This window comes from Lysinibacillus sp. FSL K6-0075, assembly GCF_038592945.1.
GTDB classification, from domain to species: Bacteria; Bacillota; Bacilli; order Bacillales_A; family Planococcaceae; genus Lysinibacillus; species Lysinibacillus fusiformis_F.
In genome coordinates this window covers 1,405,498-1,430,703 of sequence record NZ_CP151947.1, presented here as the reverse complement: position 1 = coordinate 1,430,703, position 25,206 = coordinate 1,405,498, and the positions used below count along the sequence as shown (strand labels likewise).

26 protein-coding genes are annotated in these 25,206 nt (G+C 38.8%); 14 read left to right on the top strand and 12 right to left on the bottom strand.

Going from position 1 to position 25,206, the window contains the following annotated elements:
• Positions 1–2 precede the first annotated feature (2 nt).
• Positions 3–449 carry a DUF523 domain-containing protein gene (locus MHB65_RS06725; RefSeq protein WP_342442840.1) on the bottom strand — a complete coding sequence of 149 codons (447 nt, stop codon included), beginning with the start codon at positions 447–449 and terminating at the stop codon, positions 3–5.
• An 85-nt stretch (positions 450–534) separates the two neighbouring features.
• Here MHB65_RS06725 and MHB65_RS06720 point away from each other — a divergent pair, with 85 nt between their 5' ends.
• From MHB65_RS06720 to MHB65_RS06695, 6 genes are all read left to right on the top strand, one after another.
• A complete protein-coding gene (locus tag MHB65_RS06720) occupies positions 535–1,080 on the top strand; it encodes a GrpB family protein (protein WP_342442839.1) in 546 nt (181 codons plus the stop codon).
• 19 nt (positions 1,081–1,099) lie between these two features.
• Positions 1,100–1,585, top strand: coding sequence for an 8-oxo-dGTP diphosphatase (locus MHB65_RS06715; protein WP_342442838.1), 486 nt, complete (start codon positions 1,100–1,102; stop codon positions 1,583–1,585).
• A gap of 347 nt (positions 1,586–1,932) precedes the next feature.
• Positions 1,933–2,994, top strand: a complete 1,062-nt coding sequence (locus MHB65_RS06710; protein WP_342442837.1) for an iron-siderophore ABC transporter substrate-binding protein — start codon at positions 1,933–1,935, stop codon at positions 2,992–2,994.
• Position 2,995: 1 nt separating this feature from the next.
• Positions 2,996–4,030, top strand: a complete 1,035-nt coding sequence (locus MHB65_RS06705) for an iron ABC transporter permease (RefSeq protein WP_342442836.1) — start codon at positions 2,996–2,998, stop codon at positions 4,028–4,030.
• Positions 4,027–5,058 (top strand): iron chelate uptake ABC transporter family permease subunit, encoded by a 1,032-nt coding sequence (locus MHB65_RS06700; protein ID WP_342442835.1) that lies wholly within the window; start codon positions 4,027–4,029, stop codon positions 5,056–5,058. The genes MHB65_RS06705 and MHB65_RS06700 overlap by 4 nt, the downstream gene beginning before the upstream one ends.
• Positions 5,058–5,858, top strand: a complete 801-nt coding sequence (locus MHB65_RS06695) for an ABC transporter ATP-binding protein (protein ID WP_342443704.1) — start codon at positions 5,058–5,060, stop codon at positions 5,856–5,858. Before MHB65_RS06700 ends, MHB65_RS06695 begins: the two co-directional genes overlap by 1 nt.
• Before the next feature lie 498 nt (positions 5,859–6,356).
• On the opposite strand, the gene MHB65_RS06690 is transcribed toward MHB65_RS06695, so the two are convergent.
• The 3 genes from MHB65_RS06690 to MHB65_RS06680 form a co-directional block, all read right to left on the bottom strand.
• Positions 6,357–6,872: a DUF6886 family protein gene (locus tag MHB65_RS06690; RefSeq protein ID WP_342442834.1), complete on the bottom strand. Its 516-nt coding sequence runs from the start codon at positions 6,870–6,872 to the stop codon at positions 6,357–6,359.
• Positions 6,873–6,886: 14 nt separating this feature from the next.
• Positions 6,887–7,627 (bottom strand): class I SAM-dependent methyltransferase, encoded by a 741-nt coding sequence (locus MHB65_RS06685; protein WP_342442833.1) that lies wholly within the window; start codon positions 7,625–7,627, stop codon positions 6,887–6,889.
• A 775-nt stretch (positions 7,628–8,402) separates the two neighbouring features.
• Complete coding sequence (locus tag MHB65_RS06680) at positions 8,403–9,587, bottom strand: YbfB/YjiJ family MFS transporter (RefSeq protein ID WP_342442832.1); 1,185 nt, start codon at positions 9,585–9,587, stop codon at positions 8,403–8,405.
• A gap of 116 nt (positions 9,588–9,703) precedes the next feature.
• Here MHB65_RS06680 and MHB65_RS06675 point away from each other — a divergent pair, with 116 nt between their 5' ends.
• The 4 genes from MHB65_RS06675 to solA all read left to right on the top strand — a co-directional run bounded on the left by MHB65_RS06675 (position 9,704) and on the right by solA (position 14,801).
• Positions 9,704–10,594 (top strand): LysR family transcriptional regulator, encoded by an 891-nt coding sequence (locus tag MHB65_RS06675; protein ID WP_205442192.1) that lies wholly within the window; start codon positions 9,704–9,706, stop codon positions 10,592–10,594.
• A gap of 194 nt (positions 10,595–10,788) precedes the next feature.
• The gene (gene guaD / locus MHB65_RS06670; RefSeq protein WP_342442831.1) at positions 10,789–12,156 is read left to right on the top strand and encodes a guanine deaminase; all 1,368 of its coding nucleotides are present in this window, start codon (positions 10,789–10,791) and stop codon (positions 12,154–12,156) included.
• Positions 12,157–12,207: 51 nt separating this feature from the next.
• Positions 12,208–13,557 carry a solute carrier family 23 protein gene (locus MHB65_RS06665; protein WP_342442830.1) on the top strand — a complete coding sequence of 450 codons (1,350 nt, stop codon included), beginning with the start codon at positions 12,208–12,210 and terminating at the stop codon, positions 13,555–13,557.
• 128 nt (positions 13,558–13,685) lie between these two features.
• The gene (solA, locus tag MHB65_RS06660; protein WP_342442829.1) at positions 13,686–14,801 is read left to right on the top strand and encodes an N-methyl-L-tryptophan oxidase; all 1,116 of its coding nucleotides are present in this window, start codon (positions 13,686–13,688) and stop codon (positions 14,799–14,801) included.
• A gap of 43 nt (positions 14,802–14,844) precedes the next feature.
• On the opposite strand, the gene MHB65_RS06655 is transcribed toward solA, so the two are convergent.
• The 4 genes from MHB65_RS06655 to MHB65_RS06640 are packed head-to-tail and all read right to left on the bottom strand — an operon-like array spanning position 14,845 to position 18,366.
• Positions 14,845–15,408, bottom strand: a complete 564-nt coding sequence (locus tag MHB65_RS06655; RefSeq protein ID WP_205442187.1) for an HAD family acid phosphatase — start codon at positions 15,406–15,408, stop codon at positions 14,845–14,847.
• Positions 15,409–15,424: 16 nt separating this feature from the next.
• On the bottom strand, positions 15,425–16,510 hold the full coding sequence (locus MHB65_RS06650; RefSeq protein ID WP_342442828.1) for an FAD-dependent oxidoreductase: 1,086 nt from the start codon (positions 16,508–16,510) through the stop codon (positions 15,425–15,427).
• Positions 16,507–17,619, bottom strand: a complete 1,113-nt coding sequence (ribD, locus tag MHB65_RS06645) for a bifunctional diaminohydroxyphosphoribosylaminopyrimidine deaminase/5-amino-6-(5-phosphoribosylamino)uracil reductase RibD (protein WP_342443703.1) — start codon at positions 17,617–17,619, stop codon at positions 16,507–16,509. Before ribD ends, MHB65_RS06650 begins: the two co-directional genes overlap by 4 nt.
• A gap of 15 nt (positions 17,620–17,634) precedes the next feature.
• The gene (locus MHB65_RS06640) at positions 17,635–18,366 is read right to left on the bottom strand and encodes a GTP cyclohydrolase II (protein WP_205442184.1); all 732 of its coding nucleotides are present in this window, start codon (positions 18,364–18,366) and stop codon (positions 17,635–17,637) included.
• Positions 18,367–18,635: 269 nt separating this feature from the next.
• Here MHB65_RS06640 and MHB65_RS06635 point away from each other — a divergent pair, with 269 nt between their 5' ends.
• The 4 genes from MHB65_RS06635 (at position 18,636) to MHB65_RS06620 (ending at position 22,444) form a co-directional block, all read left to right on the top strand.
• Positions 18,636–19,271, top strand: coding sequence for a TrkA C-terminal domain-containing protein (locus MHB65_RS06635; RefSeq protein ID WP_342442827.1), 636 nt, complete (start codon positions 18,636–18,638; stop codon positions 19,269–19,271).
• Positions 19,272–19,429: 158 nt separating this feature from the next.
• Positions 19,430–20,629: a glycine betaine/L-proline ABC transporter ATP-binding protein gene (locus MHB65_RS06630; protein ID WP_205442182.1), complete on the top strand. Its 1,200-nt coding sequence runs from the start codon at positions 19,430–19,432 to the stop codon at positions 20,627–20,629.
• Positions 20,622–21,476, top strand: a complete 855-nt coding sequence (locus MHB65_RS06625) for a proline/glycine betaine ABC transporter permease (protein ID WP_016991840.1) — start codon at positions 20,622–20,624, stop codon at positions 21,474–21,476. The genes MHB65_RS06630 and MHB65_RS06625 overlap by 8 nt, the downstream gene beginning before the upstream one ends.
• 83 nt (positions 21,477–21,559) lie before the next feature.
• Positions 21,560–22,444, top strand: a complete 885-nt coding sequence (locus tag MHB65_RS06620) for a glycine betaine ABC transporter substrate-binding protein (protein ID WP_342442826.1) — start codon at positions 21,560–21,562, stop codon at positions 22,442–22,444.
• Positions 22,445–22,937: 493 nt separating this feature from the next.
• Here MHB65_RS06620 and MHB65_RS06615 read toward each other — a convergent pair whose 3' ends face one another.
• The 4 genes from MHB65_RS06615 to MHB65_RS06600 form a co-directional block, all read right to left on the bottom strand.
• On the bottom strand, positions 22,938–23,930 hold the full coding sequence (locus MHB65_RS06615) for an IS4 family transposase (RefSeq protein ID WP_342443702.1): 993 nt from the start codon (positions 23,928–23,930) through the stop codon (positions 22,938–22,940).
• Between the two features lie 20 nt (positions 23,931–23,950).
• Positions 23,951–24,262, bottom strand: coding sequence for a hypothetical protein (locus MHB65_RS06610; protein WP_342442825.1), 312 nt, complete (start codon positions 24,260–24,262; stop codon positions 23,951–23,953).
• Positions 24,263–24,455: 193 nt separating this feature from the next.
• Entirely contained in the window at positions 24,456–24,770 is a 315-nt protein-coding gene (locus MHB65_RS06605; RefSeq protein ID WP_205442180.1) for a multidrug efflux SMR transporter, read from the bottom strand.
• The gene (locus tag MHB65_RS06600) at positions 24,770–25,111 is read right to left on the bottom strand and encodes a multidrug efflux SMR transporter (RefSeq protein ID WP_342442823.1); all 342 of its coding nucleotides are present in this window, start codon (positions 25,109–25,111) and stop codon (positions 24,770–24,772) included. Before MHB65_RS06600 ends, MHB65_RS06605 begins: the two co-directional genes overlap by 1 nt.
• Positions 25,112–25,206 lie beyond the last annotated feature (95 nt).

Here is a 25,206-nt window from a genome sequence, read left to right as displayed (position 1 = left end):
CCTCATAGAAATTGTTCTTCTGATAAAACCTCAATTCCATGTCTTCGAAGCAATGCCGTAGTTACCCCTTCTCCAACTAGTTTTATTCCATTGAACTCACCATTATAAATCTCTGCACTGCCACAGGATGGGCTATATTCCTTTAAAATGACATGAGTCGCTCCCACCTCAAGCGCTTTTTGTAAAGTTACATAGGCCCCCTTTAGATATAGCTCCGTGACATCTCGTCCAGAACTTTCAACCACTGTTGCGTTGCCATCAAGAACATCCTGTCCATCGCCTCCTACAATTTCAGCGGGCTCACGGGGCGTCGAAAAACCTCCCATCAGCTCTGGGCAAACCGTGACAGCTTTATTTTCTAACACAAGCTTTTGTATTTTTTCATCTAGGCTGTTGGTGCCATTATAACGAACATTGAAACCTGCTAAGCAAGCACTTATTAGAATCATCGCTTTCTCACTCCTTCTCCTATCTTTATTCCACTATAACATGCGTGATACAATATTTTTATGAAGACCAAGGGAGGGGGAAAAAATGTCCGATCCTATTTTGATTTTGCCTTATACAGATGAATGGGCTAAGGAATTTCATAGCATAGGCTGTCAATTGCGTGAGGCCTTAGGAGACATAGCGCTGAGAATTGATCATATTGGCTCAACCGCTGTAACAGGGTTAGCAGCGAAACCAGTGATTGATATACAAATATCCGTCGCATCGTTTACACCATTGACAGTATTTAAAGCTCCATTAGAATCTCTCGGTTTTATTTATCGAGCGGAAAATCCAGATAAGTCTAAACGCTATTTTCGAGAGGCTCCAGACCAAAGACGAGTACATATTCATGTTCGACAGGCTGGGAGTTGGACAGAGCAGCTTGCTTTATTATTTCGAGATTTTTTACGCAGTGATCCAGAACACTGTCGGCGCTATGAGCAGGTAAAATATGAATTGGCTAAGAAATACACACATAATCGTCAACTTTATACGGATTCTAAAGAAGCGATCATATGGGAAATTTTAAAACAAGCAAATCATTGGAGTCAGCAGACTGGCTGGTCTCCTGCCAATTCAGATAGCTAAAGAAAAAGGAGGAACAAACTTGGCTGAATTTACAATTTGTTTTCTGAAGAAGGGTGATTATATCCTTTTACTAAATAGAGATAAGCCACAATGGATGGGCGCGTGGAATGGTGTAGGTGGTAAAATTGAACAGAGTGAAACGCCATTAGCTGGTGCACTTCGAGAAATCAAAGAAGAAACAGGTATTACGGTTGAGGATATCACCTATAAAGGTAAAATTACCTGGACAGATGGCGTTGTGAACTATGGTTGTATGTATGCCTTTATTGCAGAACTACCTGAATCTTTTACATATGTTACTCCCATAAAGGTAGCAGAAGGCATTCTTGATTGGAAGAAGCTGGATTGGATTTTTCACCCTGAAAATGTAGGTATTGAGGATTTAAAATATTATTTACCTACAATGCTCAATGAAACAACTAACTATGAATTTATCTTTACTTATCAAGACAAGAAATTAGTTCATGTCTCTTCAACACCAATTGAACAAACATCTACTGTCTAGTACAAACAAGCCTCGTCTATGCAATCCCAGCATGACGAGGCTTGTTTTTTAGTGTCTTGGCTGTACTTTGCCAGTTCGACCAATTCAAGGCGCTATATGTGAAAATATGGATGGAGATTTCCGTGACTAAATACCTAACTCGATTTGTTTTGATAACCATGACCTGAGGAGCATTTTCGCTTTTTTCTAGCTCTGTCTTCATATTTAATATTGAATTACGATCATAAAGCTAAAAAACGGCAATTTTTTTTAAAATTTTGTTGACTTTTATTGAAATTAGTAATATTTTTGTCTAAGTGATAAAGATTATCATTATCGTTTTTTAAAAATAAAGTGAGGTTGGGAAAATGTCAAAAATGAAAAATTCTATGTTCGTCGTAATGCTTTTATCATTTATGGTTTTAGCTTTAGCAGCATGCTCTGATTCATCTAATAAAGACACTGCTAAAAAAGAAGAACAAACAAAAGATAATACATCAGAAACTACTGATGGACAGCAATATCCAATTACAATTAAACATGCTTTTGGTGAAACGGTTATTGAAAAAAAGCCTGAGCGTGTAGCAACAATTGCTTGGTCTAACCATGACGTAGCACTAGCACTTGGTGTAGTTCCAGTAGGTTTCTCTGCTGCTAACTATGGTGTACAAGATGGTAGTGGTATGCTTCCTTGGACTGCTGAAAAATTAAAAGAGCTTGGTGAAGAAAATCCGAATATCTATCAAGATACGGACGGTCTAGACTTTGAAGCCATTGCAGACTCTAACCCGGATGTCATTCTTGCTGCATACTCAGGTATTACGCAAGAAGAGTACGATACTTTAAGCCAAATCGCACCTGTTGTTGCGTATAAAGAAATTCCTTGGGTAACTTCTTGGCGTGACCAAGTTACATTAAACACGCAAGGTATGGGTATGGAAGCTGAAGGTCAACAATTAATCAAAGACACTGAAAAATTAATCCAAGATAAAGTAAGTGAACATCCTGAAATTAAAGGTAAAAAAGCTGCATTCGCTATGTTCACTGCAACGGACTTATCAAAATTCTATATTTATACACCTGCAGACCCACGTGGTGAATTCTTAAACGAATTAGGTATGGAATATCCTGAAAGCCTTAACAAGCAAATTACTGATGATAGCAGCTTCTATCTTGAATTAAGCGCTGAAAATGCTGATGCTTTATCTGATGTAGAAATCTTTATTGCTTATGGAGATGATACAACTTTACCAGCCTTACAAGCTGATCCAATTTTAGGGAAAGTACCTGCTATTCAAAATGGGCATGTTGTTGTTATTGGTGATAACACGCCACTTGCAGCTGCTGGTACCCCTAGCCCACTATCAATTGCCTATACAATTGATGAGTATTTATCATTAATCTCAGACGTAGCAAAAAATATTAAGTAATATGAATAAGATACAAGCTACCGAACAGAAGCAGTTATTTATCCCTAAACATTTTGGAAAAGTTTTGCTCTTTCTCATCATTTTTCTTGCGATATGCGTAATTGCTTCGTTACTATTCGGTTCTCGTACAATTGGCTGGACTGGACTGATGGATGGCTTGTTCCATCCTGATGTCGAGTCACATGAAGCCGTTGTTATTCGAAAACGAATCGTTCGAACAATTTTTAGTTTACTGTGTGGTGCGGCATTAGGTGTTTCTGGGGCACTCATGCAAGCAGTAACACGTAATCCAATTGCAGATCCAAGTATTTTAGGGGTAAACACAGGGGCATCCCTTTTTGTCGTTTGTGGTATTGCTTTTTTAAACATTAGTTCAGCAAATCAATATATCTGGTTAGCAATAGCGGGGGCAATTATCACTGCTATTTTTGTATTTGGAATAGGTTCTATGGGTGCAAGTGGCGCTACACCTTTAAAGCTTGTACTTGCAGGGGCTGCTACTAGTGCCATTTTATCTTCATTGGTTGTCGCGGTGATGATTCCTCGTACAAATGTAATGGATCAATTTCGATTTTGGCAAGTTGGTAGTGTAGGTGCCGGGAGCTGGGATGCTATACAGCTATTTATTCCATTTTTAGTTGTAGGTATCTTGATTGCCCTCTTCACTGCCCCAGCACTAAATGCTTTAGCACTTGGGGATGAAGTGGCAACTGGTTTAGGTGTTCGTACTGGTACACTACGGATGTCTGCAGCACTTGGTGGTGTCCTTTTATGTGGGGCTGCTACAGCTTTAGCAGGACCGATTGGCTTTATCGGTTTATTAGCAACCCATGTTGTCCGCCTTCTTATTGGACCTGATATACGTTTTATCCTGCCTATGTCTGCCTTAACAGGAGCTATTATTTTAACGTTTTCAGATGTATGTGGTCGACTTCTCGGCAGTCCTGGTGAGTTAGAGGTGGGTATTTTAACAGCCTTTATAGGTGCCCCTATCTTGATTTTAATTACGATGAAAGCGAAAATGCGTGCGTTATGATGAATGAAACATTGATATCCATAATGGAAGGTAGAAAACAAAGAAAAAGACGTTTTGTCATAATAACTTCTGTACTAACTCTTATTTCCATCATACTTTGTGGCACAATGCTAATGCTTGGTAACACGATTTATCCTGTCGAGGATGTTGTCCATGTTCTCTTTGGCCAACAAGTACAAGGTGCTTCTTTCGCAGTAGGTACAATTCGATTACCACGCATGCTAGCTGGTACATTTGCTGGCTTTGCATTCGGTGTTGGTGGTTATATTTTCCAAACCATGTTGCGCAATCCTTTAGCAAATCCAAATGTTATCGGTATTACAGCTGGTTCAAGTGCTGCTGCTGTATTTTGTATTATTGTCCTACAAGCAAGTAATATTGTTGTATCTATTGCTTCAGTTATTGGTGGTTTAGCTACTGTACTAATTATTTATGCTTTATCAAGAGGCTCTTCTTTTTCAATTGGCAGATTAATTTTAATCGGGATTGGCATTCAAGCCATGCTCAATGCATTCATCTCTTATTTAATGTTGATTGGCAACACACATGATATTCCAAGCGCCATGAGATGGTTAAGTGGGAGTTTGAATGGTGCAAAAATGGAGACGCTATTTCCATTAATAATCATTGTCATTGTTTTTACACCTGTACTTTTATTTTACGGGAAACATTTAGAAATGCTTGAGCTTGGTGAACAAACATCCACCTCTCTAGGTGTAGACACAAACAAAACACGAATCATTTTAATGATTAGTTCTGTATTAATCATTGCACTTGCTACAGCAACTACAGGACCGATTGCCTTTGTTGCATTCCTTGCTGGACCAATTGCCAAAAAGTTAGTTGGTGTCGGGTTTTCAAATATATTTCCAGCTGGTCTAATTGGTGTTATTTTAGTATTGGCTGCTGATTTAATTGGGCAATTCGCATTTACAGCTAGATATCCAGTAGGTGTTATTACAGGAATCATTGGTGCACCTTACTTAATTTACTTGTTAATTCGAATCAATCGAAAGGGAGATATATGATGAAACCAACACATACGCTTCAAGCTGAGCATATAACATCTGGTTACGAGCAGAAAACGATTTTAGAAAATGTCAGCATTGCTATTCCAAGTAACAAAATTAGCATTATTATTGGTGCGAATGGTTGCGGGAAATCTACTTTATTAAAAACAATGGCACGTCTCATTAAGCCAACTGGTGGTCACGTCATGCTAGATGGCAAATCAATTCATCAAATGCCACCAAAGCAATTAGCTCGTGTGTTAGGGCTTTTACCTCAATCCCCTATCGTTCCTGAGGGAATTACAGTTGCTGATTTAGTCGGACGAGGTCGATTTCCTCACCAAACATTGTTTAAAGGATGGTCCAAACAAGATTATGAGGCAGTTGCAGAAGCACTTGAAATGATGAACATTACAGAATTTGCTGACCGCAATATTGATGAACTATCAGGTGGTCAGCGTCAACGTGTATGGATTGCTATGGCATTAGCACAACAAACTGATATCTTATTTTTAGATGAGCCGACAACTTTTTTAGATATTACATATCAAGTTGAAATTTTAGATTTACTAACAGATTTAAATAAAAAATATGGTACAACCATTGTCATGGTATTGCATGATATTAACCTTTCTGCCCGTTATGCAGACTACTTATTTGCATTAAAAAATGGTCGTTTACTTGCAGAAGGTTCACCAAAAACTATTGTGACAAGCGAGTTAATTAAAGAAACATTTGATTTAGATAGCATGGTCATTGAAGACCCTGTTTCGAAAACACCTTTAATCGTTCCTGTTGGTCGTTATCATGCAGTCTAGCTAAAAAGGGAATGTTGTTCATGTCACTAGCAGAAAAAGACCTTTTGGCAAAGCGAGGGGTTGATTTCCGTTCCGCCAGCGTCCCTTCCAGGAGGCGTCCGATGAGCCGCTTCACTCACTAGTGTTCGCTGTATGCTCTCATCTGTGACGCTAAATTCTCTAGGAGTGTCGGTGGCTCCACTCCAATCAACCATGTGCAAAAGTGTCTTTTCCTTTTTCATACTAGCAGTAGTGAACACCACTATGAACGATGCACATAATCCCTTTAGAAAGATCTAATTTTGTCTTACTGGAAGACGAGATTGAAAATTTGTTTGAATATAATCTTCACTTACTTGATATAGCCGTATCGATCTCCCTTTCAACAAAGAGATGATGGTGGGGTTTAACAGTATTACACGATGAATATCACCCTGCTTATCGCAGTTAGCTGTATATCTTTTTCTAATAGACAAACAAGCCTCGTCCATGCAACAGTAGCATGACGGGGCTTGTTCTTTATCCTCTAGCCTGTGCAAAACGCATTCTGCACATCGACCAATTTAAGCTTGTATGCTGGATTTCATCATGGATTTCCCACAAGCTATTTACTATACGTAATTCAACATTCCAATCCCATAATGCTTTAGCTATATCGTTGACTTCAGAGACATTAATGGGTATTTGTGTTAATTCACTTGTATAATAGCCTGCATTATCATCCTGTAATATGAAGCCATTACTATCAAACTCATATAGGTAAAGTCTCGTATTCTTCAATATTTCAAACCATTTGTTTTCAATGACCACTACATGAGAGGCTTGCGCTAGATAATGCCTTCTATCCTGTTCTGTTGTTTGTATCCCTGCATGAAAACAAACACGAGGACAATCTCTCGGTGTTAAATAGTTTGGCAAGCATCTCTCGTTGATTGCCCAAACAAGCCCTTTGGTGGCATCTAAATCTGGTCGTTCAGGTAAACGAGGATGAAAAATCGTTATTGTAGGATCTTCACTGACATGAAATAAACGCATGGATTCACTCTCCTTCATTTTCTTAGTTTAAATACTAGAAAATCTGCACAATGCAAATCTTCCTCAAATTGCGGATATTTTTCTAGCATGTCTTGTGATGGCCTTGGCTCTACAATGTTTTCAATGGTAAAGCCAGTTTGAATAATGGCTTGCACATAGCTTGTTAATGTTCGATGGTATAAAACTATAGGTGGTTCAGCATCTAGTTGTTGATAGGCACCCTCATAAAAATAACGCTGGACTTTCCAATACTGTTGATCTAGCTGCTCATGTCTCATCCATCCACTATTTGGTGTCACAAAACACGGATGCAGAATCGAAAAGATAAAAATGCTATTCGGTTTTAATAGTCGATACATCTCACGTATCGCAGCCTGATAATCCTCTAAATCTTGGAAAACCATATTCGAAACAATACCATCAAATTGTTCATTTGCTAAAAATGATAAATTTTCACAGTTCCCGTGTAAAAATTGAATAGCTTTCTGCTGTTGTGTTCTTTCCAAAGCAATCTCCAGCATTTTTTGAGAAAAATCAACAGCCGTCACGCTTGCCCCTTTCTTCGCTAGTAATCTACTTAAATAGCCTTCTCCACATCCTGCATCTAATACATGCTTTCCGTCTACCTCTTCCAGCAAAGAAAAGATAGTGGGATTTAACAGTACTACACGATGAATGTCACCCTGCTCATCGTAGTTAGCTGTATACCTTTCCGCATATTGATTCCAGCTTTGAATAGCTTGTTCTGTGTTCATATATAGTCCTCATTTCAAAGTAGAATCGTAACGTTACGTCCTTTGTGCACTTGTCTATTTTTCCATATAAAGAAAAAAATATATAGACTTTTATTATATTTTTTAATATCATGTAGATAGAGGCACGGCTTCTTTAAGTAAATGAGAAAGCCAGAAATCCAAATAGGATTTCTGGCTTTCTTAGTGTTGAAAAACAAAACAGTCAATTGAAAGGTAGAAATGGATCCGTTGCAAGCTACTTGCTTTCCTGTGGGTGAGCGCCGAATCGCTTCCTCCGCTACCGCTCCGTTTAGAGTTTTGCCTGTCTCGCTATCCCACGGGAGTCAAGTAGCCTTCCACTTCAACCTACAAAAGTGTTACCTTTTTAGCGAAGATTTCCCAATAAAGGGAAGGTCTTCAATACTCATTTTATGGAGAGGTGTTGTCATTCATCCCTTCTCTACATTGAAAATAAAAGCCTATCCTTTTTCTAATCATACAAATCAGGGGCTATTTTAATCGCTACGCCTAGTATGAAAAATAAAGAAAAGACACTTTTGCAGAATGGTTGATTGGAGTGGAGCCAGCGTCACTCCTAGGGGATTTAGCGTCACAGAGGAGACCCTGGAGCGAACGTAAGTGAGTGAAGCGGCTCCTCGGACGCCCCCTGGAAAGGACGCTGGCGGAACGGAAATCAACCCCTCGCCTTGCAAAGTTGCTATTTCTGCCGTTGACATCATCTTTTTTCAACAACATAAAAGCCAGAAACCCAAATAGGATTTCTGGCTTTTATGTGTTATATAGAAATTGTATGTTCTGCAACAGCTTCTTTTTTTATAGTGAGCCATCTACCAATTACCATAACGAGCAACGCAAGAAACACAATGACACCAGCAAATATAAGTGCTGCTTTATAGCTACTATAAACTTCAACCAGCTTTCCTGCGACGATCGGTCCGATAATTTGTCCAAAAGCATAGAAGGTTGTTAATAAGGATACAACGAATCCGCTTTGTGTCGGGAAAAGCTGTCGTGCATAGGAAGTAGTTAGCGTGACAATCCCTACAAATGTTAGACCGAATAAAAATGACGCTAACAACACACTCCATACGGTTTGTGCAAAAACAGGTAACAGGATGCCTATCACTTGAAGTATGTACGCCACAAACAAAATTTTTATAGCTGAAAACTTCTCTAATAGGATTGTCCAAACAGGAGCTGATGGAATAGCCGCTAATCCCACAATGACCCAGCTATAGGAGGAGTAAGCTTGAAGAGAAGGGATATTATGAATAATATCGACTAAAAAAGTCCCTGTAATAATATAGCCTAACCCCTCTAAGCCATAGGATAAAATCAGCCATGGCATAAAACCCTTTGTCATTTTTGTATCAAGCGTTTTCGTAACTTTTGTGATGTCCTGCACCGCTAAACTTCTCCATAAATAATAGGTAATAAATAAAAAAATCGCTGATAAAATCCCTAATCCTAACCATGTACCCTGCCAAGCAAATCTTATTTCTAAAGCAGGTACACATAAACCTGAAATAGCAATGCCCAAGCCTATACCACTAAATACATAGCCAGACCAGCGTGATAATGAATGTTTCGCCAAGTAATCCATAATAATACTAGACGTTAAAACAAAAATAATACCCCCTGTAATGCCTGCAATTAATCGCAGAACTAGCCAGACACTATATACTTCTATCAAGCCCATTAATACAACGGATAGGACATTGATAACAACACTTGCCAATAAAACATTCTTACGTTGACGATAAATGAATCCTGCCCAAAATGCACCAATGAAATAACCAATATAATTGCTTGAAGCTAAAAATCCAGCCACTTCTAATGAAAATCCTACATCACGACGCATAAAGGGTAGAATCGGTGTGAATGCAAATCGACTAATCCCCATTGCAACAACCAATAATAAAATTCCTCCAAAGACAATCCCTATGTGTTGTCGATTCATGATGATCCCCCTCTCATATATTCTACTGTAATTAAAAGGATACAGAGCGCAAATTAATAAATCTAATATATAATGTATATAAAATCATAAAAAAAATTTATGAAAGGTGTAACGACATGAATTTACATGCTCTGCGGTTATTTACAAAGGTGGCTGAACTCAATAGTGTTTCCAAAGCAGCACAGACGCTTATGATTAGTCAGCCTGCAGTAACCATCCAAATTCGAAATTTAGAAAAAGAGCTGGGTTTGACTCTGCTAGAAGCCAAAGGTAGAGGCATTTCGCTAACTCAAAATGGTGCTTTTTTATACAAACAGGCACAGCGCTTATTTGATTTAGAAACTGATATTGAAAGTAAAATTGAACAACTTAAAAATACGGGCAATGAAGAATTGCAAATTGCCTCAACACATGTTCCCTCCCATTTTTTATTGCCCAAATGGTTAGCTCATTTTAAACAAGTTTATCCAGCGACACATATTCATTTAAAAACCGCTAATTCTCAGCAAGTTATTGAGGATTTACTCCATTATAAAGCTGATTTGGCCTTTATCGTCAAAGAAGATGGGCATCATGCTGATATTAATTATCAATTTCTCATGAATTTAGATTATTGGTTTATTGTGCCGTACAACCATCGTCTAGCTGGTCAAACGATTTCCCTTGCAGAACTTATGCAGCAGCCCTTTGTCACAAGGGAGGATGGGAGTTCCACAAAAGAATATTTAAATGCTTTATGTAAAGTGCATAAAATCCCTCCACCGAAAGTAGGGCTACAACTAGATGGAATTAATGAATCGATTCATGCCATTGCAGCAGGTTTTGGTACGATGCTAGCTCCATCCATAGCAGCCTCTAGCTTTATTCAACAGCAACAAGTTGCCCGCGTTTTTATTAAAGACATTGATATTCAACGCCCTATCTACCTTTGTACAAGAAAAAATGAATTGCATCACTCCGCATCCTTTAATAATTTTCTTCACATCATCAATGAATCGATCATGTAGAAAGAAGGCACTCTCAGATAGGTGCCTTCTTTTGTTATCTATCAACGCTTGTCAAAGCTGTAAAAATGTAGTTGCAAAGGTGTATTTTTTTCTTTAGCCACAGCACCAATATTCGTTTTTTTATAGACTTAATAGTTTGTATAGCCTATAATAATCCGTGTTATTATCAATAAACGAACATTAAGGTGGTTTTTATGACTGAATATACGCATATTTTCAAAGGGACAGCTTTTACTAGTAAATCTGCTACTGACGTTCACATTTTAAAAGATTATTTATTTTTCATTAATGCTGACGGCATGATTGTTAAAACAGTCGCTCCTGAACACGCGGATTACCAACAACTATTCACTACATATCAAGATCAAAATAACTTCCATGCATTAGCTGAAGGGCAATATTTCCTACCAGGATTTGTCGATTTGCATGTACATGCACCTCAATGGGCACAATCTGGGACAGCTTTAGACATTCCTCTATACGATTGGTTAAACACATATACTTTCCCTATCGAATCAAAATTTTCCGATTTAGCATTTGCTCAAGAGGTTTATGAGGATTTAGTAAGCACACTACTTGCCAATGGTACAACTACATCATTATATTTTGCGACGGTTCATAAGGAGGCCAGCGTACTTTTAGCGAAAATCTGTGCTGAAAAGGGACAGCGAGGATTAGTCGGAAAAGTAGTCATGGATGATCCTGAGCAAAATCCTGATTTTTATCGAGATGAGAACACAAAAACTGCATTAGCGGATACGGAGGAATTTATTTTAGCTGTAAAAGATTTAGCCAAAACAGCTAAACAGGGTGTTTATCCTGTTGTCACGCCTCGCTTTATTCCAAGCTGTACTGATGGTGCCTTAAAGGGCTTAGGTGAATTGGCTGCGAAATACGATACACATATTCAATCTCACTGTAGTGAAAGTGACTGGGAACACGGCTACGTCAAAGAACGATTCCAGAAAAATGATGCAGTTGCCTTGCATGACTTTGGTTTGTTAGGTGATAAATCTGTCATGGCTCATTGTAATTTCTTAAGTGATGAGGATGCCCGATTATTTGCTGAAACTGGCACTGCCATTGGTCATTGTCCAATCTCTAATGCCTATTTTGCTAACAGTGTGATTCCAATCGCCCGCTTCCATGCTATGGGCGTTGATATTGGATTAGGCTCAGATGTTTCAGGTGGATTTTCTCCAAGTCTTTTTGATAATGCAAGACAGGCTGTTATCTCATCGAGAATGTTAGAGGATGGTGTAGATACAACCATTACCGCCGAAAACCGTGGTGTGCCAAATTCACGCATTACGATTAATGAGGCCTTCTATCTCGCGACAGCTGGTGGTGGAGAAAGCTTAAGTCTTCCAATTGGGCGTTTACAGGAAAACTATACATGGGATGTACAAATTATCGATACAAAAATCCCTACTGCTAAGCTTCCAATTTTTGATCAAAATGAAGATTTACTCGATATCTTCCAAAAAATCATGTATCTTGTACGCCCAGAAAATATCCGTGAGGTATGGGTGCAAGGAAGTAAAGTTCATACGAGAGACTAATCATTCTCTTATATTCTAATAAAAATCTATCATTTTGAGGTGTACAACTTCGTGGAAACACAACATAGAAAACTAACTAATCAATCAAGACCAACACAATTAACCGTATTACCAGATGAAAAAATCTCGTTCGGTCAATCCGCTCTACTCGGTTTACAGCATGTTATGGCTATGGATGTTTACGTCGTACCATTTTTAATTGCCATGCTAATCGGTTTACAAACTGGTCAGGCCAGCGCACTCATTCAATCAACCTTTATTGCAGCTGGGATTGCGACGATTGTGCAAACACATTTTTGTATGAAATTACCGATGGCACAAGGTCCATCCTATGTTCCACTTGGTGCCATTGTTGGAATCTATGCAGCAAGTGGTAGTGGTGATTTAGGTTGGAGTACTGTGCTCGGTGCTAGTTTAATTGGTGCCATTTTAGTTATTATTTTAGGCTATACAGGCATCTTCAATAAAATTGTCCAAACATTTATTCCACCAATTGTGGGTGGAACGATTATCTTTGTGGTTGGACTGTCCTTAATGCCTGTCGGTTTAAGTGATAATATTTTTAATGGAGCAGGAGCATCCATTAATCAAAACATCTATTTAGCGCTGATTTCAGCATTTGTGTTAATTATTTGTGTTATGTTAGGCACAGTCTTCCATCAAAAAGGACGTCTATTCCGAATTGCTTCTGTCATCATTGCCTTAATTGCTGGTAGTATTGCAGCCAATATCATGGGTATTTTAGATTTATCTCCTGTATCGCAAGCAAAATGGTTTAGTATGCCACAAATTCCATTTGCAGATTTTAGCTTTAGTTTTAATATTTCTGCCATTATCACAATGGTCATTATTTATATTGTCTTAATGGCAGAAACAACAGGAACATGGTTTGCCATTAGCAATGTTATCGACCAACCATTAACTAATAAGCAAATTAATCGTGGTGTTATTGGTGAAGGTATTGGCTGCTTTATTGCTTCTTTACTTGGTTCCACTCCTGTTACTGGTTACTCTACAAATGCAGGTGTTATCTCAATTACAGGGATTGCGAGCCGTCGAGTATTTATAGCAGCAGGTATTTGGTTTATCGTCTTCGGCTTCTCTGGAAAATTAGCGGCACTCATTTCAGCGATTCCTTCGGCTGTTATTGGCGGTGTATTTGTGATCGTCTGCGGTATAATTGCCATTAGTGGTTTGCAGGTCATGAAAAATGAACATATTGGCGAAAAGGAAATGTATGTCATTGCGATTCCTGTTATTTTAACGTTAGCTTTGACATTATTGCCTGATGATTTCCTATATTCATTACCTACAACCGTTCAATATTTATTTGGGTCGCCTATCGCAACGGCAGCGCTAGTAGCGATTTTCCTTAATAAAATTCTACCAAACTCAAAATAGCAGGTATCCACAACGCACAGCACCTCTAGTCCATTTGGATTTGCAGGTGTTGTGCCTATTTATTTTCTAAAATTTCTGTTTCCTTTTCTGTTAATCTGTTATACTAGAGTAAAAAAGTAGGGATTAGAATGGACTATGATGTCATAATAGTTGGTGCTGGCTCCATGGGGATGGCGGCTGGTTATTATTTAGCAAAGGAAGGTAAAAAAGTTCTTATGTTAGATGCCTTTACTCCCCCACATGAAGAAGGTAGTCATCATGGAGATACAAGAATCATTCGCTTTGCTTATGGTGAAGGGGCTAGCTATGTACCTTTTGTAAAAAGAGCTGGTGAGCTTTGGTATGAGCTAGAGTCATTAGTAAATGAAAGCTTATTTTTACAAACCGGTGTGGTCAATATTGGCGAACCAACATGTGCCTTTATTCGAAATGTGAAGGCTAGTGCAGCACTCTATGATTTAGCACTCGAACACTATTCAGCTGCTGAGGCGATGAACAAATGGCCAGGGCTATTCTTGCCAGCAAATTTAGTTGCTTGCTTTGAGCCGACTGCAGGCGTCCTTCGTGTTGAAGCATGTATTCGAGCATATAAAAAATTAGCCTTAGAGGCTGGTGCAAGCTTACAGACAAATGAAAAAGTATTGGCTATCCAAGCTGGTGATATTGTACAGGTTCAAACAGTACATAATAGCTATAAAGCAAAACACTTAATAGTAACGGCGGGTGCATGGGCAACAGAGTTACTACAAACAGTAGACGTGAGCATACCCGCCACACCAACGCGCAAAACCTTTGCATGGTTCGAGGCGGATGAGCAGCTATATCGTGATGAAGTTTTCCCAGCCTATTGCTTTGAACTTGCAGATTCGACCTACTACGGTTTTCCAAGCATTGATGGAGCTGGGTTAAAGCTTGGACGACACGATGGCGGTGATGTGGTCAATCCGAACGACCCTCTACGTCCATTTGATGCGTCTGATACAGTTGATTTACAAAATTTCATTGATCAGTTTATGCCTCAGCATGGAACGCTTAAATACGGAAAAACATGTAAGTATTCGATGACACCAGATGAAGATTTCATTATCGATTTTTTACCTGAACATCAGAATATTGTCATTGCTGCAGGCTTTTCTGGTCATGGCTTTAAATTTAGTAGTGCTGTTGGGGAAGCCCTTGCGGAATTAGTTGTAGAAGGCAAAAGTAAACAAGATTTATCTACCTTTAAGCTTAGTCGATTTTAGCAAAAAAAGGATTGGTACAACGGTTAGTCGTTGCACCAATCCTTTAATTTTGAAACATGGTTTGAAACGCTTGCCAATCAAATAAACGCGGAAGATTCACATGCTGGTTATAGGATTGATTTTTTAAGATCACCTTAGTTTTCACATCATGAAGCGTTTCAAGTACTGCTGGTTTATCATCTACATAAATATCTAAAGCAAGCTCTTTTATAATGGCTACTTTTTCTGCATCTTGCATGCCACAGAAAAAATGACCGTCTGTTATTGGAAAGCCCTGTGCTTCCATCCACGCTTTTGTTTGCGCACAGTATTGTTTTGGGCGAGATGTAATATAGTAAATATCATGTCCTTGCTCTGCTAAAGTTTGGAGCGTTTTTAATGCCCCTTCAAAAGATGGGCAGTCCGTAAAATAGATCTCTTCTAATACGCTATTCCACATGGCTGAACCTTCCTCGTCTGTTAATCCAAATGGTTCATGAATTTCCACTCGCTGTATCGCTTGAAAGGTTTCAAAGGAAACATTTTTACCAAGCTTTTTATTATAGAGTGAAAAGGCATGTGCTCGTAAATCAATTAATGTGTCATCTATATCAAAGCCAAACTTCATCTAGTTGTTCGTCCTTTCAAGAAGCCTTGTTTATAAAGTTAGAAGCAAATGTCTGCTCTTTTTCAATTTGTTTTGCTAATACTTCCTCAATGGCTTGCTCACGCATTTGTTGAAAATCTTCTACGTTAAAATGTGCTAGCGTGTCTTTATTTAGCAATGATGCAAGACAATCTGCATCTTTCAGTGCACTATTCAGCCCAAAAGCGCCAGTTGGTGTCATTGTGTGAACGGCATCCCCTAACAAGACAAGGCCCTTTGTTCCCCAACTATTACAATGGCTACTAAAGACATCAAGCAAAACAAAATCTTGCCAAGACGTTATCTGTGCCTGTACGGACTCCGCTAATTCTGGAAATGCCTCCACAAGCTGCTGGATAAAGGGTGTAAATGCTTGTTTTCGGAGCTGAGGGAAACTACCTTGTTCGATATTCCAGCCTATTTGAATATAACCACCAACTTGCGTAAACAATGACAGCTGCTTATCATCGATGAGTGCCATTTTTATAGATGGCTCCCAATCAGTGGGTGCAGGAATTTTAGCCCACAATAAATCAAAGCCATGCTTCTGTTTCTGAACATCAATATGTGCTTCCTTACGAATGGTAGAATAACGACCATCAGCACCAATAATTAACTGGCTATCGATCTTTATAGGGTCTCCGTTTTTTGTCGCCAAAACGCCTCTATAATGACCTGAAGCATCCACAATCAGCTTTGTTACCTTTGTATGTAGCAAGCATGTAAAGTTAGGGAACGGTTGTGCTTTTTGTAAAATTCCTTTTAATAAATTGGCCTGAGGTACATGAATGCCTAAATGTCCTATAGCTTTATCTGGAAGAATCGTTTTAAATGCTCTGCCACCAGCATAATACTCAAGCTTCTCCATTTGTAAAATGCCAAGTGCCTCGACTGCTTCAAAAAGATGGTGACTTTTTAAAACAGCCTCACCTTCCTTATTTAAATGCTCGCCACGAAATGCCTGACCAAGTGCTGCATTTTGCTCTAGTAGGATTACTGACAGCCCTTTTTTAGCAAGTAGGTAGGCTAACAGTGCACCTGCTGGCCCTGCCCCTACTATACAGATATCTGCTTGATAGTTCACTTTTCTTCACCTTGCTTTGGATAAGCAATAATACGCAAATCCTCGCCTATTTTATCAAATGAAGCAAATTCAACATCCCATGCCTCATGCATGAGAGAGGGATTATAGCCAGCAAACGGTGTTAACGATAGATTCCCTCCTAGAACTTTAGGCGCTATATATACCACATATTTATCGATTGCACCTTGCTGTAAAAAGGAAGCATTCATTTTACTTCCGCCTTCTAGCAAAATATCCGTTATGCCGTGTGCATAAAGCTTTTCAAGCATCTCATCAATCCGAAGCCCATATTCATTTTTTCGAACAGATAACACTGTAACACCTTTTTCTGTAAATAAATGAATCTTTTCTTGGCTTACGTCGTCACTACAAACCAGAATCGTTGGTGCATCCTCCGTATTTAACACATTTGCATGGTCAGGTGTACGTAGAGAACTATCGATAATAATACGTGTTGGATTTTTTCCGTATCCTTCTTTTAATCTTGTTGTTAAAGAGGGATTGTCAGCAATAACTGTACCCACGCCAACTAAAATTCCATCTACTTCATGGCGAAGATGGTGAACATCTTCACGTGCTGCCTCACCTGTTACCCATTTTGAATGCCCTGTATGCGTGGCAATTTTCCCATCTAAAGTCATGGCAAATTTCGAAATAACAAATGGGCGTTTTGTAAGCATATTGTGAATAAAACGTTCATTTAAACGGCGCGCTTGTTGCTCTAAAACACCTACTTCTACCACTATTCCCGCTTCTTGCAGCAATTGAATACCACGACCTGCTACAGTTGGGTTTGGATCTTGCATAGCAACTACCACTCGACTGACACCAGATTCCTTCACTAGATTCGCACAAGGTGGTGTCTTACCATAATGTGAACAAGGCTCTAGCGTTACATATAATGTAGCACCCTGTGCATGCTCTCCAGCCATTCGAAAAGCATGCACTTCAGCATGTGGCTCTCCTGCTTTTCTGTGTAAACCTGTGCCTACAATCACGCCGTTCTTCACGATTACAGCCCCAACAAGTGGATTAGGGTTCGTATTTCCTTTTGCACTAGCTGCTAAATCTAGTGCCAGTTGCATATATTTTTCATCTACATTCATCATCATCGCAACCTCCACCTATTGCTTTTCGCGTAAATGTCCAGATTTTTCAACTTTCGTTTCTAAATAAAAACGATTCGTCTCTGTCAAACCGCCCCATAAAGGAACATGCCCTTCCGCAGCCATGCCGCGAGCCTGTAATGCAGCCAATTTCTTCGGATTATTTGTAATCAGGGTTACTGGTTTGGTACGTAGCGTAGCTAACACCGCAAGTGCTTCTTCATAGGAACGTGTATCGTCTGGGAAGCCAAGTGCATGGTTTGCTTCAACTGTATCTAGCCCTTCCTCTTGCAATAAATAGGCAAGAGATTTAGAGAATAGTCCAATACCACGACCTTCATGATCAGCTAAATAAAATATGGCACCACAGCCATGCTCTACAATCATTTTCATGGACTCATGCAACTGGTAACCACAATCACAGCGCTGACTGCCAAAAATGTCACCTGTGTGACAAATACTATGCATTCGGATTAAAGCATCTTCTGAGTGGGTAAAATCACCATATACAAGCACAGAAGATTGTTGCAAAAAGGCTAAATTGGCAGCAGCTAATCCATCAATGATTTCTTCTTTTGTTAAATTTGCATCGATTTTAAGCCAGTTATACCATTGAAAAGTTGCAGAAAAATCACCTTGTTTTACAGGCAAATTCACTGGACCAACTAGGCAAATATTTTCTGTGTTCGTATGCTTTACTATTGTCATTTTATCTTTCACTAAGTCCATCACTTTAGTCGTAATTGTCATATTAATCTCCAACCTTCTATAGAAACAGTTGGCTAAATTCACCAACTGAGCACATGTATTTTCACATCACTTACATAACGTAACTTAGTTTATAATAATAACTAAAAAGTGTCAAACAACAGCTATTATTCTTTCATTATAATTGTTAGAGACGGAAATTTTATTATTACTTTTTCATCATATACTACTAGCTTATGGAGATGCTATTTTTTCTGTGCAGGCTAGTCTATAATAAGCTGTGGTACTGTAATGACGAAAGGAAGTTTAACATGAACTTAGAAAAAACTGTTCAACTAAAGCAACCAAAATATCAACAAATAGCCATCGACCTCGCCTCCAAGATTGTCGAAAGAAAATACAGCATTGGCGATAAAATATATGCAAGATCCTCTCTTGCCAGTCAATATAATGTTTCAGCTGAGACTGCAAGAAGAGCTATTGCCGTTTTGCAAGACTTAGAAATTGTTGAAGCCTCTAAAGGTAGCGGCGTAATTATAAAATCGTATGAAAAAGCGGCTCAATTCGTCAGACAGTTTCATGATGTCCAATCGATTCATGAAATACAAAATGAGCTTTTGACAAGTATTCAAAAGCAACATCAAGAATTGATTAATTTGCAAGACAAGGCAAAGCAACTAATTAGTCGCACAGAGCATTATCGATCAGTCAATCCTTTCATTCCCTATCAATTAGAAATGACAGCTGATAGTCCATGCATTCATCAAACTGTACAAGCTTTAAATTTTTGGCAAAATACTTCTAGTACCATCGTTGGTATTAGACGTGGCAATGAATTATTACTATCACCTGGTCCTTATGTCTCATTTAAAGAAGGTGACATTATTTATTTTGTTGGAAATGATGAAAGTTTCGCCAGAGTTCAAAGCTTTTTATACCCAAATTAAAATCCGTTTAAGCGCTGATATAACAGCGTTTAAGCGGATTTTTTCTTATTCGTCGATTTGACAAAAGTAACAACCCTTTGCTACAGTAAGGTTGTTACTTGTTTATTTTTGGGTATCGTTATCCTCACATAGTAATATTCTACGAAAGGAGTGCTTCTATGGAAAAAATTAAAATAGAACACGTATCGAAAGTGTTTGGCAAACATATTCCCCAAGCACTAGAACTCGTTAAGCAACAAAAAAGTAAGACTGATATCTTAAAAGAAACAGGTGCAACTGTTGGTGTATACGATGCAAGCTTTACTGTCAACGAAGGAGAAATCTTTGTGATTATGGGATTGTCGGGAAGTGGCAAATCCACGCTTATACGGCTCTTAAACCGCCTTATTGAACCAACGAGCGGAAATATATATATCGATGGAGAAAATATTTCTACTATGGGAAAAGAAAGTCTACGGTCTGTAAGACGAAACAAAATGAGCATGGTTTTCCAAAACTTCGGTTTATTCCCCCATCGTACATTACTTCAAAACACCGAATATGGCCTTGAAATTCGAGGCATTTCAAAAGAAGAACGGCAAGCAAAAGCTGAACAAGCTTTAGAAAATGCCGGATTACTCGCATACAAAGATCAGTATCCAAGTCAATTATCAGGTGGTATGCAACAGCGTGTTGGCTTAGCACGAGCCCTCGCAAATGATCCTGAAATACTGCTAATGGATGAAGCATTTTCTGCACTTGATCCATTGATTCGTAAAGAAATGCAAGATGAGCTACTCGATCTACAACAAACATTGAAAAAGACGATTTTATTTATCACACATGATTTAAATGAAGCATTACGCATTGGGGATCGCATTGCCATTATGAAGGATGGCTCTATCATTCAGATTGGTACGGGAGAAGAAATATTAACCAACCCAGCAAATGATTATGTCAAAACATTCGTGGAAGATGTGGATCGTTCAAAAGTATTGACAGCTGAAAATGTCATGGTACGGCCAGTTTATGTCAATACAGACCTAGATGGCCCTAAAGTGGCACTAAAACGTATGCGTCAAGAAGCTGTTAGTTTATTAATGGCTGTTGATAAAAATAGACATTTAAAAGGCTATATCACTGCAGACGATGCACTGGCTGCAGCTAAGAAACAAGAGCAAACCGTCCATTCTATTGTGCAATCAGAAGTGTTAACAGTTCCACCAGATATGCTACTACAGGATATTTTAGGGATGATCTATAATTCTCCTACTCCTATTGCCGTTGTGAAAGATGGTCGCTTGCTTGGTGTACTAATTAGGGGCGTTGTCATCCAAGCACTGTCAACGAGCGATGAGGAGGCCGAAGCACATGAATAACTTTTTAGATAATATTCCAACATTACCACTAGCTCCGTGGGTAGAATCAGCTATGGACTGGTTGACGAGTAATTTTTCAGCGTTCTTTAACTCTATTCAGCAATTCGGAAAACTACTCATGAATCAGGTCACTGATTTATTAATTAGTATCCCAGCCATTATTCTTATACTTCTTGTCGTGATATTTGCCTTCTTCGTTTCAGGCAAAAAGTTAGGGCTTGCTGCATTCTCATTAATAGGCTTGTTGTTTATCTATAACCAAGGATTATGGACTCATCTTATGGAAACAACCACGCTTGTGATCTTTTCCAGTATTATATCCATCATCATCGGTATTCCACTTGGTATCCTAATGTCAAAATCAACGGTAGCTGAAAACATTATTAAACCAATACTAGATTTCATGCAAACAATGCCTGGCTTTGTTTATTTAATTCCGGCTGTTGCCTTTTTTGGTATTGGTATTGTACCTGGTGTCTTTGCATCCGTTATCTTTGCTTTACCCCCAACTGTACGTATGACAAACCTCGGTATTCGTCAAGTACCAAAAGAATTAGTGGAAGCTGCAGACTCCTATGGTAGTACAGCTAGCCAAAAATTATTTAAAGTAGAAATTCCCCTTGCTAAATCAACAATTATGGCAGGGATTAACCAAACCGTTATGCTGTCACTTTCTATGGTAGTTATTGCCTCTATGATTGGGGCTCCAGGTCTAGGACGGGAAGTATTAACGGCCCTACAACGTACCCAAGTTGGGAATGGCTTCGTTGCAGGTTTAGGTTTAGTTATTTTCGCAATCATTATTGATCGCTTAACACAAAGCTTCAATAAAAAGAAAGCATTATAGAAACGTCATCTTTCTTGCTACCATCCATGCTCCGATGGATGGCGGCAGTCTGATACAAAACGATGAAGAGAAAGGGAGATTCGATGAAACTGAAAACACTATCAAAGTTAGGAATGGCACTAGGCCTAGGCTTCATGCTTGCTGCATGTAGTGGAGGCGACTCAGGCTCAAGTTCTGGTAAAAACAGTGATTCTAAGGAGGTAAACCTAGCCTATGTTGAGTGGGATACAGAAATTGCCTCAACGAATGTTGTTGGGCAGGTACTCGAAGATTTAGGCTATGATGTAACATTAACTCCTTTGGATAATGCGATCATGTGGGAGGCTGTCTCGAAAGGAGAAGCTGATGGAATGGTGGCTGCATGGCTACCACATACACATGCTTCACAATATGAAAAATATAAAGCTGATTTAGATGAGCTAGGTGAAAACCTTGCTGGTGCAAAAATTGGTTTAGTTGTACCAAGCTATATGAATGTCAATTCTATTGAAGATTTATCTAATGAAGCAGATCATACAATCACTGGTATTGAGCCAGGTGCGGGAATTACGGCTGCGACAGAAAAAGCATTAGAAGAATATGATAATTTAGCAGATTGGAACTTTATTACTTCTTCTTCTGGCGCGATGACAACGGCATTATCTAAAGCGCTCAAAGATAAGGAAGAAATTATTGTTACAGGCTGGTCACCACACTGGAAATTTGCCAAATATGATCTTAAATACTTAGAAGATCCAAAGGGTGTATTTGGTGGAGAAGAAACGATTAATACATTCGTTCGTAAAGGCTTAAAAAAAGATTTACCAGATGTATACTCAGTTCTAGATAATTTCCATTGGACAGCAGAAGATTTAGAAAGTGTTATGTTAGAAGTAATGGATGGTAAAGATCCAAAAGATGCTGCGAAAGAATGGATTGATGCTAATCCAGATAAAGTGGCTGAATGGACAAAAGATGTAAAAAAATAATATAAAAACAGGCACTTCCGCTTATGCAGGAGTGCCTGTTTGTTGTTGAAAAAAGATCATGTCACTAGCAGAAAAAGACCTTTTAGCAAGGTGAGGGGTTGATTTTCGTTCCGCTATTCTGCAAAAGTGTCTTTGCTTTATCTTTCATACTGGTCATAGTGAACAAAATAACCCATTATTTGTATTATTAGAGGATCGATAGGCTTTTATTTTCAATGTGGAGAAGTGATGCGTGACAACACCTCTCCATAAAGAGTAGTGAAGACCTTCACTTTATTTGAAAACTTTTCTAAAAAGTTAACATTTTTAAAGGTTGGAGTGGAGGGCTACTTGACCATAGCCGTGTCCTTAAAAAACATCAGACATCCTACGCCAGATTTTCGTGTGTTTATCTTCTGTTTAAAATGGGTATTACACAAGGAGTGAGGGAAAAATGACCTCACTAAATAAACTATACAAATTATCCATCCAAATATTGGGTTTACATCGACTTTTAAGAAGTTTTGCGTTTTTTACACTTTAGGCAAAATGACGAAACGTTTCGGGTGAGCGTATCGAAATAGACATATAGCTGTTTTTTCGAATGCCACATACTTTTTAAAAGTCGATTTATTTGTTTCGCAATCAACCGGACCGTCTTTCTTTCACTAATCCTCCGTTTTCTTGTCACCCACAGATCATTTCTCATCATTCCCATGATCATTTCAGTCAATAAAAGCACAATACTTTGAAGATAGAAATGACATAACCATCGTTCAATCTTCACCTTCTTCATCTTATCGACTTCTAAATCTGATTTCCATGTTTTAAATAAGAGCTCGATTTGCCAGCGTAATCGGTAAAGTTCATGAATTTCACTTGCTGGCATATCCTCTGGTACATTTGTTAAATAGATGACCACTCCAGGTATTTGTTCTACTTCATTTTTATGGACTTGCCCTTGTTTCTTTTGACGTCTTCTTTTTTCCCGCTTGTGTAGCTCTTTTTCCTGTTCCTCTGAGAGGCGATAGAGAATACAACGTGCAGGCATTTTTTCGTGTCGTCCTACAAATAATTGGGACCACTCTTTGTATTCGCCACGTACCATTTCTAATGCGATTTCTTCTAAATGAATTTGTTTGTAACGGCGACTTTCAATCAATTTCCCATTTGGATGACGAGGTGGATGACTTACTTCGACAAACAATTGCGTATCTTTTTTCGTTTTTGTGATATAGAAAGCACCTTTTGCGTGCACCTTTTTAAAAAAATCGAATTGAAAATAGCCTAAATCCTGTAGAACCAGTTCTCTCTCCTGAATCAAAGGTAATCGCGTCATTCCTGCTGGATTATCGGCATCACGTCCGTTCATTAAATCAAAATAAAGTAGCTGTTGGGTTAAATAATCAAACTCCACTTGCACTTTAACAGACGAACAATGGACACCCTGAAAATTTCCCTGATAGGCATCTGGCAATTTGATCGTTGTGCTATCTAAAATACGTATTCGAGTAAATGTGTATCCCGTTAGCTTGGGGAAGGCGAGTTGAAGCTGCGTTTTGAATAATCGTCCAAAAAAGTAACAGCCCGTTCATCAAAGCGTTTATTAAGAGCCGATTTCGTCATAAATATATCCTGCTCCGCCAAGTCCGTACAAAGCGTTTCAAGCGAATCACTGATAATCTCACTCTTTTTCAAAAACAGAAAGTGTAAAAATTGTGCCGCACTAAACGAACGCTCGCGTTGAATAAAACCCGATAATCTACCCACCTCTTTTACTTCATTTTTCCCAAGTATCTGAAAAAGTGGCGCAAGTAATTGAATATTTTCTGGTTTCATTTTGCTGGACCTCCTTTATCAAGTGTACTTATCTATACCTTGATAAGAGAAATATTAACCCACGAATAAAGGAAATCACTAAGGACACGGCTATGGGCTACTTGACTCCCGTGGGATACGGAAACCATTTTCACCATTCACAAAAATTCTATTGATTGTTTTTTTTCAACACTATGCAGGAGTGCCTGTTTAATTATGATAGCAATTTCAACATTATTGCTGCTCCTAATACAAGGACAATACAAACCATGCGTCGCCAGTCCTTTGATTCATTAAAAAATAGCATACCTAGCAAGGCTCCCCCAGCAGCACCAATTCCTGTCCAGATCGCATAGGCAGTACCCATTGGCAATGTTTCCATCGCATAGGCAAGGCCTGCAAAACTTAAGGTGAATGCACCAATCAACAGCCCTAAATTTTTCATACTCTTCGTCTTATTATATTTACTAATCATATACACGCCCATCATCTCACATAACCCTGCAACAACTAATGCCATCCATGCCATTATTCAGTCACCTCTTGTTCCTTAGGCTCTCCCGTTACAAGCTTTAAGCCCACAACCCCTGCAAGTAACACAACAATACATACTATTTTTGCTAATTTCCACGGTTCTCCAAACAGTAAGCTATCTGCACATACGGTACCCGCTGTCCCTAATCCGACAAAGATAGCATAGACTGTCCCAACTGGTAAATGCTCCCCCGCTTTAATGAGCAAATAAAAACTAATAAAAATAGCAATAGCTGTCCCAATCCATTCCAGCACACTTGTTGCATGCTTTAAACCAATGACCCAGCCTACTTCAAAGCAAGCTGCTATTATGACACTGATCCACTGTTTATTCATCCTAAATCCCTCCATTTGATAAGACACGGCCGAATAACTGGTTAATCCAAATACTTTTTCAGCATTCGCCAAATAATTAGATTTTAGCCAAACAA